The sequence below is a fragment of the Kitasatospora sp. cg17-2 genome (assembly GCF_054031055.1).
In genome coordinates, this window is the sequence record NZ_CM132923.1 from 3,374,020 (window position 1) to 3,390,810 (window position 16,791).

General features: G+C 74.9%; 17 protein-coding genes. 7 read left to right on the forward strand and 10 right to left on the reverse strand.

Annotated elements, in window-relative coordinates:
- Positions 1-32: 32 nt before the first annotated feature.
- Positions 33-1,298, reverse strand: coding sequence for an MFS transporter (locus ACW14Y_RS13805; protein WP_456986888.1), 1,266 nt, complete (start codon positions 1,296-1,298; stop codon positions 33-35).
- A 72-nt stretch (positions 1,299-1,370) separates the two neighbouring features.
- Here ACW14Y_RS13805 and ACW14Y_RS13810 point away from each other — a divergent pair, with 72 nt between their 5' ends.
- Positions 1,371-2,378: a GlxA family transcriptional regulator gene (locus ACW14Y_RS13810; RefSeq protein WP_456986890.1), complete on the forward strand. Its 1,008-nt coding sequence runs from the start codon at positions 1,371-1,373 to the stop codon at positions 2,376-2,378.
- Positions 2,379-2,384: 6 nt separating this feature from the next.
- On the opposite strand, the gene ACW14Y_RS13815 is transcribed toward ACW14Y_RS13810, so the two are convergent.
- Complete coding sequence (locus ACW14Y_RS13815) at positions 2,385-2,861, reverse strand: iron chaperone (RefSeq protein WP_380387774.1); 477 nt, start codon at positions 2,859-2,861, stop codon at positions 2,385-2,387.
- A gap of 71 nt (positions 2,862-2,932) precedes the next feature.
- Positions 2,933-3,403, reverse strand: a complete 471-nt coding sequence (locus ACW14Y_RS13820) for a pyridoxamine 5'-phosphate oxidase family protein (protein ID WP_380436607.1) — start codon at positions 3,401-3,403, stop codon at positions 2,933-2,935.
- Positions 3,404-3,520: 117 nt separating this feature from the next.
- Between ACW14Y_RS13820 and ACW14Y_RS13825 the strand changes: the two genes are divergently transcribed.
- The gene (locus ACW14Y_RS13825) at positions 3,521-6,340 is read left to right on the forward strand and encodes an ATP-binding protein (RefSeq protein ID WP_456986893.1); all 2,820 of its coding nucleotides are present in this window, start codon (positions 3,521-3,523) and stop codon (positions 6,338-6,340) included.
- Positions 6,341-6,362: 22 nt separating this feature from the next.
- On the opposite strand, the gene ACW14Y_RS13830 is transcribed toward ACW14Y_RS13825, so the two are convergent.
- On the reverse strand, positions 6,363-7,580 hold the full coding sequence (locus tag ACW14Y_RS13830) for a cytochrome P450 (protein WP_380302163.1): 1,218 nt from the start codon (positions 7,578-7,580) through the stop codon (positions 6,363-6,365).
- A gap of 225 nt (positions 7,581-7,805) precedes the next feature.
- On the opposite strand from ACW14Y_RS13830, the gene ACW14Y_RS13835 reads away from it, so the two are divergent.
- Positions 7,806-8,162 (forward strand): arsenate reductase family protein, encoded by a 357-nt coding sequence (locus tag ACW14Y_RS13835; protein ID WP_380302161.1) that lies wholly within the window; start codon positions 7,806-7,808, stop codon positions 8,160-8,162.
- Between the two features lie 64 nt (positions 8,163-8,226).
- Here ACW14Y_RS13835 and ACW14Y_RS13840 read toward each other — a convergent pair whose 3' ends face one another.
- Positions 8,227-8,697 (reverse strand): pyridoxamine 5'-phosphate oxidase family protein, encoded by a 471-nt coding sequence (locus ACW14Y_RS13840; RefSeq protein ID WP_456986896.1) that lies wholly within the window; start codon positions 8,695-8,697, stop codon positions 8,227-8,229.
- A 154-nt stretch (positions 8,698-8,851) separates the two neighbouring features.
- Here ACW14Y_RS13840 and ACW14Y_RS13845 point away from each other — a divergent pair, with 154 nt between their 5' ends.
- On the forward strand, positions 8,852-9,412 hold the full coding sequence (locus ACW14Y_RS13845; protein ID WP_380302157.1) for a DUF1697 domain-containing protein: 561 nt from the start codon (positions 8,852-8,854) through the stop codon (positions 9,410-9,412).
- A gap of 106 nt (positions 9,413-9,518) precedes the next feature.
- Positions 9,519-10,064 (forward strand): FHA domain-containing protein, encoded by a 546-nt coding sequence (locus ACW14Y_RS13850; RefSeq protein ID WP_380302155.1) that lies wholly within the window; start codon positions 9,519-9,521, stop codon positions 10,062-10,064.
- 104 nt (positions 10,065-10,168) lie between these two features.
- Here ACW14Y_RS13850 and ACW14Y_RS13855 read toward each other — a convergent pair whose 3' ends face one another.
- Positions 10,169-11,131, reverse strand: a complete 963-nt coding sequence (locus ACW14Y_RS13855; protein ID WP_380302153.1) for a DUF1152 domain-containing protein — start codon at positions 11,129-11,131, stop codon at positions 10,169-10,171.
- A gap of 65 nt (positions 11,132-11,196) precedes the next feature.
- Here ACW14Y_RS13855 and ACW14Y_RS13860 point away from each other — a divergent pair, with 65 nt between their 5' ends.
- Positions 11,197-11,799, forward strand: a complete 603-nt coding sequence (locus ACW14Y_RS13860; RefSeq protein ID WP_380302151.1) for a DUF6891 domain-containing protein — start codon at positions 11,197-11,199, stop codon at positions 11,797-11,799.
- A 61-nt stretch (positions 11,800-11,860) separates the two neighbouring features.
- Here the strand turns inward: ACW14Y_RS13860 and ACW14Y_RS13865 are convergent, their stop codons facing one another.
- The 3 genes from ACW14Y_RS13865 to ACW14Y_RS13875 all read right to left on the reverse strand — a co-directional run bounded on the left by ACW14Y_RS13865 (position 11,861) and on the right by ACW14Y_RS13875 (position 14,128).
- On the reverse strand, positions 11,861-12,313 hold the full coding sequence (locus tag ACW14Y_RS13865; RefSeq protein ID WP_456986899.1) for a hypothetical protein: 453 nt from the start codon (positions 12,311-12,313) through the stop codon (positions 11,861-11,863).
- Positions 12,314-12,450: 137 nt separating this feature from the next.
- Positions 12,451-13,381 (reverse strand): IS5 family transposase gene (locus ACW14Y_RS13870; protein WP_456986901.1). Its coding sequence is split into 2 segments (ribosomal slippage): positions 12,451-12,987 and positions 12,989-13,381, totalling 930 coding nucleotides; the frame shifts between segments, so codons are not numbered across the junction.
- Positions 13,382-13,480: 99 nt separating this feature from the next.
- Complete coding sequence (locus ACW14Y_RS13875) at positions 13,481-14,128, reverse strand: TetR/AcrR family transcriptional regulator C-terminal domain-containing protein (RefSeq protein ID WP_456986903.1); 648 nt, start codon at positions 14,126-14,128, stop codon at positions 13,481-13,483.
- Between the two features lie 154 nt (positions 14,129-14,282).
- Here ACW14Y_RS13875 and ACW14Y_RS13880 point away from each other — a divergent pair, with 154 nt between their 5' ends.
- Positions 14,283-15,875 (forward strand): FAD-dependent monooxygenase, encoded by a 1,593-nt coding sequence (locus ACW14Y_RS13880; protein ID WP_456986905.1) that lies wholly within the window; start codon positions 14,283-14,285, stop codon positions 15,873-15,875.
- Between the two features lie 120 nt (positions 15,876-15,995).
- On the opposite strand, the gene ACW14Y_RS13885 is transcribed toward ACW14Y_RS13880, so the two are convergent.
- A complete protein-coding gene (locus ACW14Y_RS13885; RefSeq protein WP_380302143.1) occupies positions 15,996-16,760 on the reverse strand; it encodes a hemerythrin domain-containing protein in 765 nt (254 codons plus the stop codon).
- Between the last annotated feature and the right edge of the window lie 31 nt (positions 16,761-16,791).

Below are 16,791 nucleotides of genomic sequence, written 5' to 3' on the forward strand. Positions count from 1 at the left end.
ACAACCGGCAGGAGCCGGTCACCCGGGCGCGGTCACCCGGTGGGGACGGTGCGGGGGAGGGTGCGGACGGCGGGGGTGGTGAGGAGGGCCGCGCAGCCGGCCAGGCAGGCGGCGGCCGACAGGAGGAGCAGGTGGGCCGGGGAGGCCAGTGCGGCGGCCGGGCCGGCCAGTAGTTGGCCGAGCGAGATGCCGGACACCGAACCCGCCAACTCGTAGGCGGAGACCCGGTTGAGGACGGCGGGCGGGGTGTGGGTCTGCACGCTGGTCGCCCACATCACCGACCAGAACGCCAGGGCGGCGCCGCCGAGGACGTGGCCCGCCAGGAGAAGTGGCAGGCCGGCGTCCAGGGCCACGGAGAGCGGCAGCACGGTGTACAGGACCATGGCCGCCGCACCCGCGGCCAGTGGGCGGGCCGGGCGCAGCCGCAGGGCCACCAGGCCGCCGAGCACCGTGCCGACGCCGAGGCAGGAGACCGCCAGGCCGTAGGCGTTCGGACCGAGCCGGTCGGCGACCAGCGCCGAACCCAGCGGTACCAGCGGGCCGAAGAGCAGGACGCCGAAGACCATCCAGACCAGGATCACCGCCCACATCCAGGTGCGGGCGCGGAACTCCCGCCAGCCCTGGAGCAGTTCGTGGCGAAGGGGGCCGCCGGTGCGGGTGGTGGGAGCGGTGCGGACGGTGGGCCGGAGGAGGGTCAGGCAGAGGGCGCTGAGCAGGAAGGTGCCGCTGTCGATCGCGTACACCGCCCCGGCGCCGGTCAGCGCGATCAGCAGTCCGGCCAGGGCCGGGCCGAGCAGTTGGGCGAGCGCGTCGGCCACCTTGAGGGTCGCGTTCGCCCGCTGCGGATCGGCCGCGACCAGCGGGACCATCCCGTTCACCCCCGGAAGGAACATCGCGACGGCCGCACCGGCCACCGCCGCCATGGCCACCAGCAGCCAGAACGGCGGCCGTCCGGCGAAGAACGCGGCGGCCAGCACGCCTTGGGTGAGCACCCGTACGAGATCGGCGGCGACCATCGTCCGGCGGGCGCCGAGCCGGTCCGTGAGCACCCCGCCGAACAGCACCAGGACCACGAACGTGCCGGTCCAGGTGCCGAGGACGAGACCGGCCCCGGAGACGCCGTACAGCGCGCCGACCGCGAGCGCGGCGGCCACGGGCATCATCGCGTCGCCGAGCAGGGAGACCGCACGGGCGGTGAAGTAGAGCGTGAAGGGTCCGGTCCACAACGGGCCCCGGACGTCCCGGGGGCCGGGGCAGGGGTGCGGGGCAGGTGGGGTGAACGTCTCGGCGGTGGTCACAGCAGCGATAGTGGTTCAGACCAATCGTCCCACCCCAGTGTCCTCAACGACATGATGGGGTACTTTCCCGCCATGACGCCGCGTCCGCTCCCGGGGCCCCCGGGGCCGCACCGGGTGGTGGCCCTGCTGCTGCCGCCGCAGGACACCTTCCCGCTGGCCCTCGCCTCCGAGGTGTTCGGCGACCACGGCCCGGCCGTGCCCGCCCGCTACGCCTTCGGGGTCTGCACCGAGCGCCCCGGTCCGGTCCGCGCCCGGGCCGGCTACGACCTCCTGGTCACGGCCGGACTGGAGGCGCTGGAGGACGCGGACACCGTGCTCGTGCCCGGCTGGCAGCACCCGGCCGGAACGGAGGTGCCGTCGGCGGTGGTCGACGCGGTCGCCCGGGCGCACCGGCGCGGCGCACGGGTCGTCGGCCTCTGCTCGGGCGCCTTCGTGCTCGCCGCCGCCGGGCTGCTGGACGACCGCCGGGCCGCGACGCACTGGGCCCGGGCCGGCGAGCTGGCCGCCCGGTTCCCGCAGGTCCTGGTCGACCCCGGGGTGCTCTACGTGGACCACGGCGACGTCGCCACCAGCGCCGGCGCCGCGGCCGCGGCGGACCTCTGCCTGCACCTGGTGCGCGAGGACCACGGCGCCGCGCACGCGCTGCGGATCGCCCGGCAGATGGTGATGCCGCCGCACCGCGAGGGCTGCCAGTTGCAGTACGCCGAACTGCCCGCCCCCGCGCCGGCCACCGACTCGCTGGCCCCGCTGCTGGAGTGGCTGGCCGAACGGCTGGACCGGCCGGTGAGCGTCGCCGAGATGGCCGTCCGCTCCCAGGTGTCGGCCCGGACGCTGACCCGGCGCTTCACCGAACAGGTGGGCATCAGCCCCGGACGCTGGCTGCTGGACCGGCGGATCGCCGCCACCCGGGCCCTGCTGGAGGAGACCGACCTGCCGGTGGAGAGCATCGCGCGCCGGGTCGGCCTCTCCTCCGCCGTCAACCTGCGCCGCCGCTTCCACGAGGCGCTGCGCACCACGCCCGCCGCCTACCGGCGCGCCTTCCGGGCACAGCGGACAGGGGGAGCCGGCAGCGGGAGTTGAGGGCGGTCAGGCCGTGGCCGCGGTGAGGAGGGCGGTGATGCGGGCCTCGATGGCGGGGGTGAGGGCGGTGAGGGCGAAGGTGGTGGGCCACATGGCGCCGTCGTCGAGGGTGGCCACGTCGCTGAAGCCGAGCGTCGCGTAGCGGGACTTGAACTTCTGGGCGCACTGGAAGAAGCAGAGGACCTTGCCGTCCTTGGCGTAGGCGGGCATGCCGTACCAGAGCTTGGGGGTGAGGGCCGGGGCGGCGGCCCGGACGAGGGCGTGGACGCCTTCGGCGAGGGCCCGGTCGGCCGGCTCCATCTCGGCGATCTTGGCGAGCACCTCCTGCTCGGCGTCGGCCTTGGCGGTGCGCGGGTTGCGGCGGGCCGCGGCCTTCAGCTCCTTGGCGTGCTCCTTCATGGCCGCGCGCTCGTCCTCGGTGAAGCCGTCGAAGGACTGGGCGGGGGTCTTGGACGTGGCGGTCTTCGCAGCAGTGGCGGTCATGGTGGGCTCCTCGGTGGGGCTGGTGGGGCGGGACTGTTTCATGGTGGCGCGACCGCGCCGGGGACGGCTTCTCAAGAACTGACCGTTTCGTCGAGCCAGCGGCCGTCGCGCATCAGCTCGCGGCCGGCCAGCTCGTTCTCCTCCCGCCAGGCCTGGACGCGGCGGGGCGTGACCAGGAACCAGCCGTACCGGACGGCCGAGGCCCTCGGGTCGAAGCCGGTGCGGGCGGCGAAGCGGTCCGCCCGCTCGCGCGGCAGGGCCTCGATGCCCAGGGCCTCGACCTCGCCCTCGATCAGGCCGACGTCCCGGGTGTGGCCGAGGGCCAGCCGGACGGTGCCGGCGGCGGCGAGGTTGCGGCCGGTCGGGCTGCCGACCGGGGTGGCGAGCAGCAGCGCTCCGCCGTCCCGGTCCAGGTCGAAGGAGAGCGGGACGAGGTGGGGCACGCCGTCCGACGAGGCCGTGGCCACCCAGACGTCGACGTCCTCGGCGAGGCGCCGTTCGATGTCCTGGCGGCGCTCGGCGAGGGTGCGCGGTCCGGTCATGGTCTCTCACTCCTGTGCTCGTCGGCGGCGTTGGTCACAGCCTCCCCCGGGCGGGACGGGGGCCGCATCCGTGGTGACCACGGAACGGACCACGGAGTCGCCCCGCATAATGACGCGGTGCCGACTCCTGTGATCTCGCCCCGCGAAGCCGATGTGCTCGCGCTGCTCGGCGAACACCTCAGCAATGCCGAGATCGCCGCTCGGCTGTTCATCTCCGTCCGCACGGTCGAGTCCCACACCTCGTCGCTGCTGCGCAAGTTGGCGCTGCCGGACCGGCGGGCACTGTCCCGGCGGGCGGTCGAACTCGCCCGCGCCGAGCGGCCCCGACCGGCCCCCGCGCTGCCGGCGCCGCTGACGGCGTTCGTGGGACGGGAGCGCGAACGTGCCGCGCTGGCGGCGCTGTTGGCGGACCATCGGCAGGTGACGGCGGTCGGGCCCGGCGGAGTGGGCAAGACCAGGCTGGCGCTGGCGGTGGCGGCCGGGGCGGCCGACGGGTTCACCGACGGGGTGTGGTTCGTCGACCTGGCCCCGGTCGCCGGGCCGGACCGGGTGGCGGCGGCCGTCGCGGCCGTCCTGGGAGTCGGCGAGCAGCCCGGGCAGGGACTCGACGAGGCGGTGTGCGCCGCACTGGCCGAACGCCGGGCACTGCTGGTGCTGGACAACTGCGAGCAGGTCAGGGACGGTGTCGCGCCGTTCCTGGAACGGATGTTGGCGGCCTGCCCGCAGGTGCGGGTGCTGGCGACGAGCCGGGCCCGGCTGCTGGTGCCCTTCGAACGGGCCTTCCCCGTACCGCCGTTGTCCCGGGACGGCGGCGCGACGTCGGAGGCGGTGGCGCTGTTCGTCGAACGGGCCACCGCGGCGGCCGGGGTGGCCCCCGACCCGGCGCTCCGGGACGGGATCGCGGCCGTCTGCGAGCGGCTCGACGGGATGGCGCTGGCGATCGAGCTGGCGGCCGCCCGCTGGCCGACGCTCGGACTGGACGGACTCCGGGACGGGCTGTCGGACCAGTTGCGGATCCTGGCGGGCGGCCCGCGCGCGGACGAGCGGCACCGCTCGGTGCGGGCGGTCCTGGACTGGAGCCACGAACTGCTGGATCCCGCCGACCGGGCGCTGCTGCGGCGGGTGTCGGCGTTCGTGCTGCCGTTCACGGCCGGGGCGGCGGTCTCGGTGGCGGGCTTCGCCCCGCTCGACCCGGGCTCCGTCGCCGACGGTCTCGGACGGCTCGCCGAGCAGAGCCTGCTCACCGTCGTCCCGTCCGCGCACGGCACCCGCTACCGGGCACAGGAGACGATCCGGCAGTACGGCGCCGAACTGCTCGACGGGGCCGGGGAGTCGGCGCGGACACGGGGGCGCCACCTCGACTGGTGCCTGGGCGGCGCGGACGGACTCGCGCGGGCGGCGGACGAGGAACGGCAGCTGCCGGAGGGCGGCTGGCAGGCCGGGTTCGACGCGCTGGCCGAGGAGTTGCGGGCCGCGCTGGCCTGGGCCGCCGAACGCCCCGAGCGGCGGCCCGGGGCCCGCCGTCTCGCACTCGGGCTCGCCGGGCTGGCCTTCGACCGCCATCTGCTCGGCGAGGCCCAGCAGCGGCTCGAACAGGCCGCCGCCCTTGCCACCGCCCTCACCGAGGACTCCCCCACCGACGCCGCCGACGCCACCGACGCCGTCAACGCCGTCAACGCCACCGACGCGCTGCGGGAGGCGGCCCGGGTGGCCGGGTGCCGGCGCCTCGGCGACGACATGTACCGGCTCCACCGCGCCGCCGCGGCCGCCGCGCTCGACGCCGGGGACCCGGCCGGGGCCGCCCGCGACCTGGCCGCCGCCGCCACCGTCGCCCACCGCTTCTCCAGCACGTTCACGCGCCTTCCCGCCGCCGCGGAGGTGACCGCCCTGCTGGCGCGGGCCCGGGAACTGTCCGACGGCTCCCCAGCCGCCTCGGCCGCCCTCGCCCTCGCCGAGGCGGCCGTGCTCGCGGACGCCTACGGCTCCGTCCAGGGCAGCCCGGACAACACGGCCCGGGAGACGGTCGGGTACGCCGAGCGGGCCGTCGACCTGGCCCGGCGCGCGGGCGACCCGGTCGCCGAGTCCGCCGCTCTGGACGCCCTCTCCGGTGCGCACAGCTGGGCCGGGGAGCCGTTCGCGGCCGCCGGGGCCGCCCGCCGGCGGGTCGAGCTGCTCGCCCTGGCGCCGCGCACCCCGGCCACCGCGCACGAGCAGGTGGACGCGCTCGCGATGGCCGCCGCGACGGCGATCGGCGTCGGCGAACTGGACCGGGCCAGGCAGTGGGGGCGGCAGCTCTCCGGGCATCCGCTGACGGCCGAGGTGGGGCACCACGCCACGTCCTGGCTGCTGGTCGCGGACGCGTTCGCCGGGCAGGAGGAGGACGTGCTCGCGGGTGGGGCACGGTTCCTCGACGCCTGGGAGGAGGGCGGGCGGCCGCGTTCGTTCTCGCTCGGCCCGGCGGCCGCGGCGGTCGCCATGGTCCACGGACTGCGCGGCGACGACGGCGCCCGGGCCTCCTGGCTGGCCGTCGCCGGGCGGGCGGGCACCGAGGAGGAGTACCGCCACGGCTACGGCGCGGTGTTCGACGCCACGGTGCTGCTCGACCGGGGGGAGGCGGAGGCCGCGCTGGAGCGGCTCTCGCCCGCCCCGGAGGAGGTGTGGAAGTGGGTGTCCTGGGTCTGGCTGCACTGGTACGCGGCGGTGCGGGTCGAGGCCTCGGTGCTGAGCGGCCACCCGGAGGCGCGCGAGCGGCTCGCCGGGGCCCGCGCCACGGTCGCGGGCAACCCCGTCGCCGAGGCCCAACTCGACCGGGCGCGGGCGCTCCTGGACGGCGACCCGGCCCGGGTGCGGGCCTCGGCCGCCGCCTTCGCCTCGGCCGGGAGCCGCTACCAGTCCGCCCGCAGCCTCCGGCTCGCCGACCCGGCAGGGATCAGCTGAGCCGGAGCAGCGGCCACGGGCGTCAGCGGGTGGTGACCGGAAGGGACTCGTAGCCGCGGAGGACGAGGCGGTCACGGCGGACCGGGATGCCCGCGGGAGCCAGCCGGGGGAAGCGGTCCAGCAGCGCCGGGACGGCGATGTCCGCCTCCAGCCGGGCGAGTTGGCTGCCCAGGCAGAAGTGCGACCCGCCGCCGAAGCTGAGCGGCTGGCTGTCGGTGCGGGTCGGGTCGAAGCGGTCCGGGTCGGCGTAGCGGGCCGGGTCGCGATTGGCCGCGCCCAGCATCACCAGCACCACGGTGCCGGTGGGCGTGGGCAGGCCGGCCACCGTGAGGTCGGGGGCGGTGGAGATCCGGGAGGTGAGCTGGACCGGGGAGTCGTAGCGCAGCACCTCGTCCGTGAACAGCGAGGGGTCGAGCCCGCCGGTGCGCAGGCCCTCGGCGGCGCCGGGGTGGCGGAAGAGCAGGGTGAGGCCGTTGCCGAGGAGGTTGGTGGTGGTCTCGAAGCCGGCGACCAGGAGGAGGACGAGGTTGCCCAGCAGCTCCTCGCCGGAGATCCGGTCCGGGGAGTCGGCCGCGATCCGGGCCAGGTCGCTGACCAGGTCGCCGGTCGGCCTGGCCAGTCGTTCGGCCACCAACTCCGTGAAGTAGGACTCCAGTTCCTCCGCGGCGGTGTCGGCGGCGGCCAGTTCGCCGAGGTCCTGGACGAGCTCCAGCGCGATGGTGAGGTCCGAGGCGAGGCCCCGGAAGCGGTGGCGGTCGGCGGCGGGGACGCCGAGCAGTTCGCAGATCACCTCGACCGGGAGGCGGAAGGCGAAGGCGTCCATGAAGTCGACGGGCGAGCCGTCGGCGCCGCCGTCGTCCAGTTCGCCGAGCAGCCGGGCGACCGTCTTCTCGATCGCCGGGCGCAGGGCCGCGACCCGGCGGGCGTTGAAGGCCGAGGCGACGAGCGAGCGGACCCGGCCGTGGTCGGGGGCGTTGCGCTGGAGGACCGAGTGGCCGAGCAGCACGACGGAGGGGTGGACGAGCAGGTCCGCGTTGTCGGCGGTGAGGGTCCTGGTGTCCTCCACGGCGAAGGCGGGGTTGCGCAGCACCTGGTTGGCGGCGGTGTGACCGGCCACGAGGACCGCCGCGGGGCCGGCCGGGGCGGCGGCCCCGAGCTCGTGCGCCCGCGCGTAGAGCGGGTAGGGGTCGAAGCGCCCCTCGGTGGTCATGAGACGCTCGATGATCGACGCACCGTCCATGCGGGATTCCCCTCCCGTAGATCCAACGACGGTACGGACAACTGTCGGTGGACGGACGGGAGTTCCCGCGACGGGCGGTGGGCGCCGCCGTGGGGTCCGGCGGCACGGGTCCGGGGGCGGCGAACGGCGGGCGGCGCGGGGGCGGGGCACGGTCGGACGGTGGGCGGCGAACGGCGGGCGGCGCGGGGGCGGGGCGGGGTCGGCGCCGGTCGGTAGGGTAGTGGGATGGAGATCTGGATCAACCCGCGCTGCGGGAAGTGCCGCAGCGCACTGAACGAGCTGACCGGCGCGGGCGCCGAGTTCACTGTGCGGCGCTACCTGGAGGACCCGCCGAGCGTCGCCGAGCTGGAGCAGGTGCTGGTGCGGCTGGGCCTGGAGCCGTGGGACATCGTCCGGATCGAGGAGCCCGTGGCCAAGGAACTGGGCATGAAGCAGTGGGGCCGGGAGGCCGACGACCGGGCCGGCTGGCTCGCGGCGATGGCCGAGCACCCGATCCTGATCCAGCGCCCGATCATCACCGCGGACGACGGGCACGCCGTGGTGGCGCGCACCCCGGAGGCGGTCAGGTCCGTCCTGCCGTAGGGGCGGCCGCCGGTACCGCTCGGCGTTACCGGCCCGGGGTACCGGCGGTGCCTCCGGCCGAATGTCAGCGACGCTCGAAGCTCCGCACCGGCTCGCCCGGCCGCCAGGAGCTGATCCGCACCGCGTCGCCCACGACGGTGGTGTGCACGACCTGCTCCAGCTCCAGCCGGAAGGCGTCGTACGGGCCGGGCGGCGGCTCCGGGAGCTCGGCCTCGTAGGCGGCGCGCTCCGCCTCGTCGGTGAGCTCCACGGCCCGGCCGGACAGCTTGGAGTCGCCGTCCGCCAGCGTCTCGTCGCTCGGGTTGCTGTGCAGCGCGAAGCGGGCGTCGCGGCGGAGGTCCCGCACCTTCATCGCGTCGTGCATCGAGCCGAGCACGACGTCCGCCCCGAAGAAGCCCACCTCGATCCCGCTCACCCGGGGTGAACCGTCGCTGCGCAGCGTCGCCAGGACGTGGTGCTTGTTCGCCTCGAAACGGGCCCGCATGGCAGGCGCCAGGTCCGGCGCCTCCTGCTCGAAGTCCTGCCAGGTAGCCATGCCGTCAGTGTGGCACCGGCCCCGGACGACCGCCGGGCACCGACACCGTACGGACGTCGTGCGGACGTCGCACGGAGATCGCGCGGACGTCCGCGGCCACCGCACGAGCGTCGCGCCGCCGCGCGGTGTCGGTGCCCGGTGCCACACTGGCGGGGTGACCACGACGACCACCTACATCGCCTTCCTGCGCGCCGTGAACGTGGGCGGCCGGACGGTGCGGATGGAGCGGCTGCGCGCGCTCTTCGCCGAGCTGGGCCTGGAGCGCGTCGGCTCCTACATCCAGAGCGGCAACGTGTTCTTCACCGCCGAGCCCACCGACGCGGCGGCCCGCGCCGCGCTGACCGGGCGGATCGAGCAGCACCTGGCCGAGCAGCTGGGCTTCCCGGTGCCGGTGCTGCTGCGCACGGTGGACGAGGTCCAGGCGGTGCTGGACGCCGAGCCGTTCGCGGAGGTCGAGGTGACGCCGGAGGTCCGGCTCACGCTGAACTTCCTCTCCGAGCCGCTGCCCGCGGACTTCCCGCTCCCCTACACCTCGCCGAAGGGCGACTACGAGGTGCTCGGCGCCGATCCCGGCACCGCGTTCGTCGTGGTGCACCTGAGGAACGGGAAGTGGGTCACCACCGGCGATCTCTTCGGGAAGTCCTACCCGGGGGTGGTGACCTCGCGGTTCCTGCACACCACGGTCAAGATCGTGGCGGCCGCGCGGAAGACCTGATCCGCGCCGGCGGACCGCCGGACCGGGGACCGTCGCACCCGGGGAGCGTCGGACCGGCAGTCCGGGGAATCTGGACAGGTCGGCGGGGGCAGCCGAGAATCGGTCCATGATGTCGCGTGAGAACCGGACACAGGTGGTCCGGCCGTCCGAGGCCGAGCGGGAACAGGCCCTCGACGCGTTGCGGGAGGGCGCCGGGAACGGCCGGCTGTCGCACGACACCTTTCTGGGCCGGCTGGACCTCGTCCTCCGGGCGAGCAGCCGCGCCGAACTGAAGGCCGTGATGGCCGACCTGCCGGCCGGGAACCCGGTCGGACGGTTCCTGCTGCGCGCGGTGGGCCGGGTGTCCGCCTTCGGCGTGCGTCTGGGCGGGGCCTGGCGGGCCGAGCGGCTGCCCGGGCTCAGCCTCCCCCACTCCGGGGGCGGGCAGTTGACGATCGGCCGGTTCCCCGGGTCGGGGCTGCGGCTGAACGACGCGTCGGTCTCACGGCACCACGCCGAGCTGCGCCGGGAGGGCGACGACTGGGTGCTGTACGACCTGGGCTCGACCAACGGCACCCATGTGAACGGGTACCGGATCGTCGGCGGCATCCGGGTCCGCCCCGGCGACCAGGTGCGCTTCGGCAACCTGGAGTTCCGCCTCGCCACCGGCTGACCTCCTGCCGCCCTCGGCCCGGGGCGGTCGCGAGGGCGGCCGCGCTGGGCGCTCACGAGCGGAGGCCGCGCGGGGCCGGGGTCCGGCGACCGGACCCCGGAGCGTCAGTGGGGGAACTGCCGCGGTGGCCGCTGGGCGGGCAGCGAGTCCTGGAACTCGCCGATGGCGGTGGCGACCTGGCGCATCAGGACCGTCCGTTCGAGCCGGTCCAGGTAGCGGTGCTCGGCGACCAGCGCCTCCACCGTGACCCCGAAGTAGAGCGTCATCAGCGGATTGACGAAGAGCTTGCCGCCCCTGGTGCGGTCGGTGAACCGGACGTCGCCGAACAGACCGCGCAGCGCGGCCGCCACCGAGCCCTGGACGATGCTCGGGTGTTCGGGGAACGCCGCCCGGGCGTGCTCCACCGCGTCCAGGTAGAGCATCCCCTCCCGGCTGTCGCGCGGGACGGAGAAGGCGCCGAGGTAGCCGCCGGCCCGGTCGATCGCGGCGAGGTTCTCCAGGACCAGGGAGTGGTTGACGCCGTGGTAGGCGTCGATGCCGAACCCGAGGCAGGCGACCAGCCGTTCGGGGACCTCGCCGAGCCCGGCGACGGCGGCGAGGCTGGTCATGTCCTCCTCCGGTGTGCCGAGGCCCGCCTCGTCGCCGCGCATCAGGATGTCGGTGCCGCCGTCGACCAGCAGGACGGCGTCGATGCCGAGGCGGGCGACGAGGGCCCGGTAGGCGGCGCGCAGCGGCCGCACCCCGGTCCGGGGGAACGCCCAGACCTGGTCGGGCATGCCGTGCAGCCGGAGCCAGCGGGCGAGCGTCCGCTCGGGGAAGTAGCCCTCCGGGGCCGGGGTGTCGGGCCCGATCAGGGCCAGGTCGGGCTCCTGCCAGACCTCGGCGGGCAGGGCGTGGAGCTCGCTGAAGGAGAGGTTGGCGAGGTGCACCTCCTTGCCCTCGGCCCGCAGGGCGAGGGCGAGCGGCAGGCCCGCGTAGACGTCGAAGCCGCCGCCGGCGCCGGCGATCAGGATGCGCTCGGCGGCGAGCAGACGGGTGATCAGCGGGGGCTGCAGGAGCGAGGTCACCGGGGGACGGTAGCACCGGACCGCACGCCCCGTCCGTTGTCGGAGGGGGGTGCTTGGATGCGGGTATGGACCAGGAGACCGTACAGAGCACCCTTGCCGACGAGGTACTGCGGGACGCCGAGCAGCGGGCCCGCGAGCTGATCCGGTGCGGCTTCCAGGAGCCGGACGAGATAGCCGAGTCCCTGGTCGAGGTCCTCGACGACCAGGGACTGACGATGGAGGAGGCGGAGCGGATCGTCGCTCCGCTGTGGCGGGCGCGGTTGGAGGAGCAGGCCTCCTGGCCGGGGACGACCGACGTCGACCGGCTGGAGGCCGCCTTCGACGCCCTGGAGGAGCTGGGCATCGTCGCCGCGATGGACTTCACCTGCTGTGCGAGTTGCGGTTACGCCGAGATCGGGGGCGAGGCCGAGGAGGACTCGCGCGGCTTCGTGTTCTTCCACCAGCAGGACACCGAACGGGCCGCCGACGGCGGCGCGTTGATGCTGCGGTACGGCGGGTTCCAGGTGGACGGCGAGCCGACGGAGGCCGTCGTGCGGCGGACGGCCGAGGTCGGTCGCGCGGTGGTGGCGGCGCTGACGGCGGCCGGGCTGCCCTCGGAGTGGGACGGTGCGCCGGAGACGGCGATCGCGGTCACGCCGATCACCTGGCAGAACCGCCTGCCGGAGTAGCGGCACTCCGCGGGGCTCCGCGGCGGGACTCCGCGGCGGGGCCCGCCGGGCCGGCGGGCGGTCAGCGGACGACGTGGAGTTCGGCGGTGTGCCCCTGCGCATTGGCATGGCGCAGGGTGATCTTCGCGGAGCCGACGCCGGTCTCCACGTCCTCGGTGAGGGTCTTGGTGTCCTCGCCGAGCTTGACCTCGGCCGTGGTGTCGGTGATCCGGCCCACGGTGAGGGTGAGGGTCTTGTCGCCGCCGAAGACCTCGACGGTGTGGGTGCTGTCGGCCTTCTCGGTGCGGACGGCGACATCGCAGCTGTTGTCGTCGAGGCAGAGCGAGACACCGCCCTTGCAGGCGGCGAGGCCGGTGCCGAGCAGCAGCACGGCGCCCGCCGCGAGGGCGGCCGAGCGGACGGCCGGCCTCCGGCGACGGCCGGTGGCGGGGCCGGCGGGCCGGCGGGCGGGCAGGTCGGTGGAGCGGAGTCCGGGGCGGTGCTCCGGGGGCGGGTTCGCGGGTGCACTCGTCATGGCTCCGACGGTAGGCGGGCGCCGCCGGTCGGCCATCGACCGTCGGCGGTACCCGGCCCCTGGCCCTCCCCCGACCCTCCGGACCGCCGTCACCCGGACGTCGTGCGGGGTGAATCCCCTAGGTTCCGTCCGGGCGATCATGTGCGGAGCCAGATGACGAGGGCTGCTGCGGTGACGGTGCCGAGGTAGACGTATCCGCGTTTGTCGTATCGGGTGGCGACGGCTCTGGCGTGCTTGAGCTTGTTGATGGCCCGTTCGACGGTGTTGCGTTTCCTGTACCGCTCCTCGTCGAAGCCCGGCGGTCGCCCGCCGCGTGAGCCTTTGCGCAGGCGGACGGCCCAGCTGTCGGTCTTCTCCGGGATGGTGTGCCGGATGCCGCGCCTGCGCAGGTAGTCGCGGCATGGCCCGTTGCTGTAGCCCTTGTCGGCGGCAAGGCTGTCGGGCCTCTTGCGAGGCCTGCCCGGACCGCTCCGCGGGACACGGATCTTCTCCAGCACGGGTTCGAACTGCGTGCAGTCCGCCCGCTGTCCCGCGGTGATGACCAGGGACAGCGGGCGGCAGCGGCCGTCCGCGCTCAGGTGGACCTTGGTGGTGAACCCGCCCCGCGAGCGGCCCAGGCCCTCGCCTCCGCCACCACCTCCGCCAGGCGGGCGACGAGGCTCTGCCACGGCGTCTCGACCTGGTGTTCCCCCGGCCCAGCCCCTTTGAATCAAGGGCTGGTGGCAGATCGGTACGGGCACCGGCCGCGTGCTGGTGGGCCCGGACGATGGTGGAGTCGACCGAGATGTCCCAGTCGATGTCGCCGGCCTCGTCCGCTTCCGCCTGGACCCGCTGGAGCAGACGCTCCCAGGTCCCGTCTGCCGACCACAGCCGATGGCGCTCGTAGACCGTCTTCCACGGCCCGAACCGCTCGGGCAGGTCACGCCAGTGCACACCGGTCCGTACCCGGTGCAGAATCCCGTCGATCACCTGCCGATGGTCCCGCCACCGACCGCAACGCCTGTTGCTGACCGGCAGGAACGGCCGCAGCCGTTCCCACTCGGCATCTGTGAGATCTCCCCGCCCCATGCCCGGACCAACGAGCAAGGCAGGCGATAGTCACATGATCGACCGGACAAGTCCTAGGGGACAGCGGGAGTTGCCGGTCAGAAACGGTTGGCGACAGGTTCAGGACGGGGGCTCCGGACGGAGCGAGGTCTCGATGCCGGCCACGACGATCGCCAGACCGCGCTCGAAACGCCGCTCGAAGTCCCCGAAGAGCTCCCGGCTCGCGGCCGCGGCGAGCGGGTGCCCGGGGTCGATGGCGGCGGCCCGCAGGTCCGGGTCGTAGTCGGGGGCCCGCTCCCCCGGCACCGGGTGGACGGCCTGCTCCTCGATCACGAACCCGGTGGTGAACGCGTACGCGGTGGTGAAGGCCAGGACGGCGTCGGGGAGTTCGAACCCGGCCCGGCGGAACGCGGCGAGCAGGACCTCCTGCCCCTCGGCGTGCCCGTAGTCGGTGAGCCGGGTGCCGCTGAAGACCTTGGCGCCGTCCCGGTAGCCGAGCAGCGCGGTGCGCAGGGTGCGGCAGGTGCCGGTGATCGCCTCCTGCCAGTCCCCCGGGACGTCGACCGGCCCGGCGTACATCCGGCGGAGCATCTCGGTGGCCATCTCGTCCAGCAGCGCCTGCTTGTTGGCGAAGTGCCAGTACAGCGCGGGTGCCTTGACGTCCAGCTCGGTGGCGATCCGGCGCAGGGTGAGCCCCTCCAGACCGGTCTCGTCCAGCAGGCGCAGGGCGGCGTCGACCACCTGGGCGCGGTCCAGTTTCGGCGGCATGTCGCGCCCTTCCTTCGGTGGTGGCCGGCCGCCTTCGCGGCGACGGGGCCGTCCGGTGCGGCCCTGCGGCGCGGCGTGCGGCATTGACAACTTAACACCGTTAAGCCCATGCTTCCGGACGTCAGCCACTTAACAACGTTAAGGAGAGTGTGCGATGACGCACGCCCCGACCCGGACCGAGGTCATCGTCGTCGGCGCCGGCCCGACCGGACTGACCCTCGCCTGCGACCTGGCCCGGCGCGGAGTCCCCGCGCTGCTGGTCGAGCAGGCCGGGGCGCTGTTCCCCGGCTCGCGCGGCAAGGGGCTCCAGCCCCGGACCCAGGAGGTCTTCGAGGACCTCGGCCTGCTCGCCGCCGTCCGGGCCGCCGGTCGGCCCTACCCCCGGATGCTGAACTGGGAGGACGGCGAGCGGCAGGGCGAGTGGGACCTCGTCGGGGGCCCCGGGCCGGTCGCCCCGGACCCGACGGTGCCGTTCCCCTCGGTCTGGATGCTCCCGCAGTGGCGCACCCAGGAGCTGCTGCACGAGCGGCTGCGCGAACTCGGCGGCGAGGTCGTCCTCGGTACCGCGCTGAGCGGCCTCGACCAGTACCCGGACCGGGTCGAGGCCCGGCTGACCGGCCCCGACGGCGCCGAGCGGACCGTCTCCGCCCGCTACCTGGTCGCCGCCGACGGCGGCCGCTCCACCGTCCGCCGGGCGGTGGGCATCCCGATGGCGGGCGAGCAGGTCGACCCGCGCCCGGCCCTGGTCGCCGATCTGGAGATCGACGGCCTGGACCGCGGGAACTGGCACGTCTGGCCGAAGGCTCCCGGCGGCCCGCTGCTGCTCTGCCCGCTGCCGAGCACCACCGCGTTCCAACTGTTCGCCCAGTTCGGCGCGGAGGGCGGCGCGGAGGGTGGAACGGCGGGCGGCGCGGAGCCCGACACCTCGCCGGAGGGCGTGCGACGGACCGTCGCGGCCCGCACCCACCTGCCGGAGTCGGCGCTCGGCCGGGTGCACTGGGCCTCCGGCTTCCGGCCGCGCACGGCGCTCGCCGAGCGGTTCCGGGAGGGACGGGTGTTCCTGGCGGGCGACGCCGCGCACCTGCACTCCCCGGCCGGCGGCCAGGGCCTCAACACCGGCATCCAGGACGCCTACAACCTGGGCTGGAAGCTGGGCCAGGTACTGCGGCACGGCGCCGACGAGGCCCTGCTGGACAGCTACGAGGAGGAACGGCTGCCGATCGCCGCCGAGGTGCTGGAGATCTCCACCCGGCTGCACCGCGCGGGCGGGGTCCGGGCGGGTGGACTGCGGCGCGGCCCGCGCACCGAACAGCTCGGACTCGGTTACGAGGACGGTCCGTTGACCGTCGAGGCACGCCCCGGCCTGGCCGAGGACGCGCTGCGGGCCGGGGAGCGGGCCCCGGACGCACCGCTGGACGGTACGGCGAGCGGTCCGACCGACAACACCGCGAACAGCACCGCGGACAACGGATCGGCCGGCGAATCGGACAGCGGATCGGCCGGCGGCACCGGGTCGGCGCGGCGGCTCTTCGAGCTGTTCCGCGGCCCGCACGTCACCGTGCTCGCGGTCGGCCGCGCTCTGCCCGAGCTGCCCGCCGGGGTGCACGGCCACCGGATCGACGGCGGCGTCACGGAGCGGGTCTACGGACCGGGCCTGTTCGTCGTCCGGCCGGACGGCTACCTGGGCCTGGCCACCCACGACCCGGCCGACCTCCCGGGCTACCTGGGCCGGCTCGGTCTGCGCTGAACCCACCGGGCACGACGGCCGGACGGCGACCGGACGACAGCCGCGCGGCGACCGGACGGTGGCATAGGCCCCCGGCACCTGCCACGCGCGTAGACCGAAGCGCCGCAAAAGCCCCGGGGCTCACTCGCCGGCCGCCTCCCAGGCCTCGGGCGGGCCCCACAGCGGCGCCGTGCACCGCTGGTAGGTGGCCTGCCAGTGCGGCCAGTGCCGGGCCACGAGGTCGTCGCAGTCGGCGAGCAGCCGCTCGACCAGCGCCGGCTCGACGCCGTCCAGCAGCCAGGCGAGCGCGTCCGGCGTGCCCGGGCCGTCGGCGGAGTGCATCACGTCGAGCAGCTCGGGCAGGCTGCCCACCCGCGAGTTCTCCGTGAACACCAGCTCCATCCGCGGCAGCAACTGGCGCTCCTCGACCCGCAGATGGGTCTCCAGCCGGGCGGCGAGGTCCTCGATCGCGTAGGCCACCGGCCACACCGAACCGGTGTCCCGGCTGGCGATCCGGACCAGGGTGGTGACCCGGGTGAACGAGTGGTCGAGGTTGTGGTGGTCCGACTCCAGCCAGTTCAGCAGCAGCCGCAGCTCGGGCGCGAACCGGCGGACGATCGGCCAGATCCGGGTGTCCTGCTGCTCGTGGTGGCAGGACAGCACGGCGGTGACGAAGGTCCAGTGGCGCAGCAGCGCGGCGCCCTTCTCGTCCTCGCCGGGCTGGAGCAGCCGGAGGGCGTTGGGCAGCCTGGCGAGGTCGCGGCGGAGTGCCGAGTGCACCAGCCGCAGGCCGGCGAAGCGGAAGGCCTGCGGTTCCTCGTCGGCGGTGCGGTCGTGCACGGGGCCGCCCTGGGTGGGCACGGCCGGGGACACCGGGGACGCTACGGGCAGCAGGTGGCTGGGCATGGCACTCTCTTCACGTCTCGGGCAGGGCTGG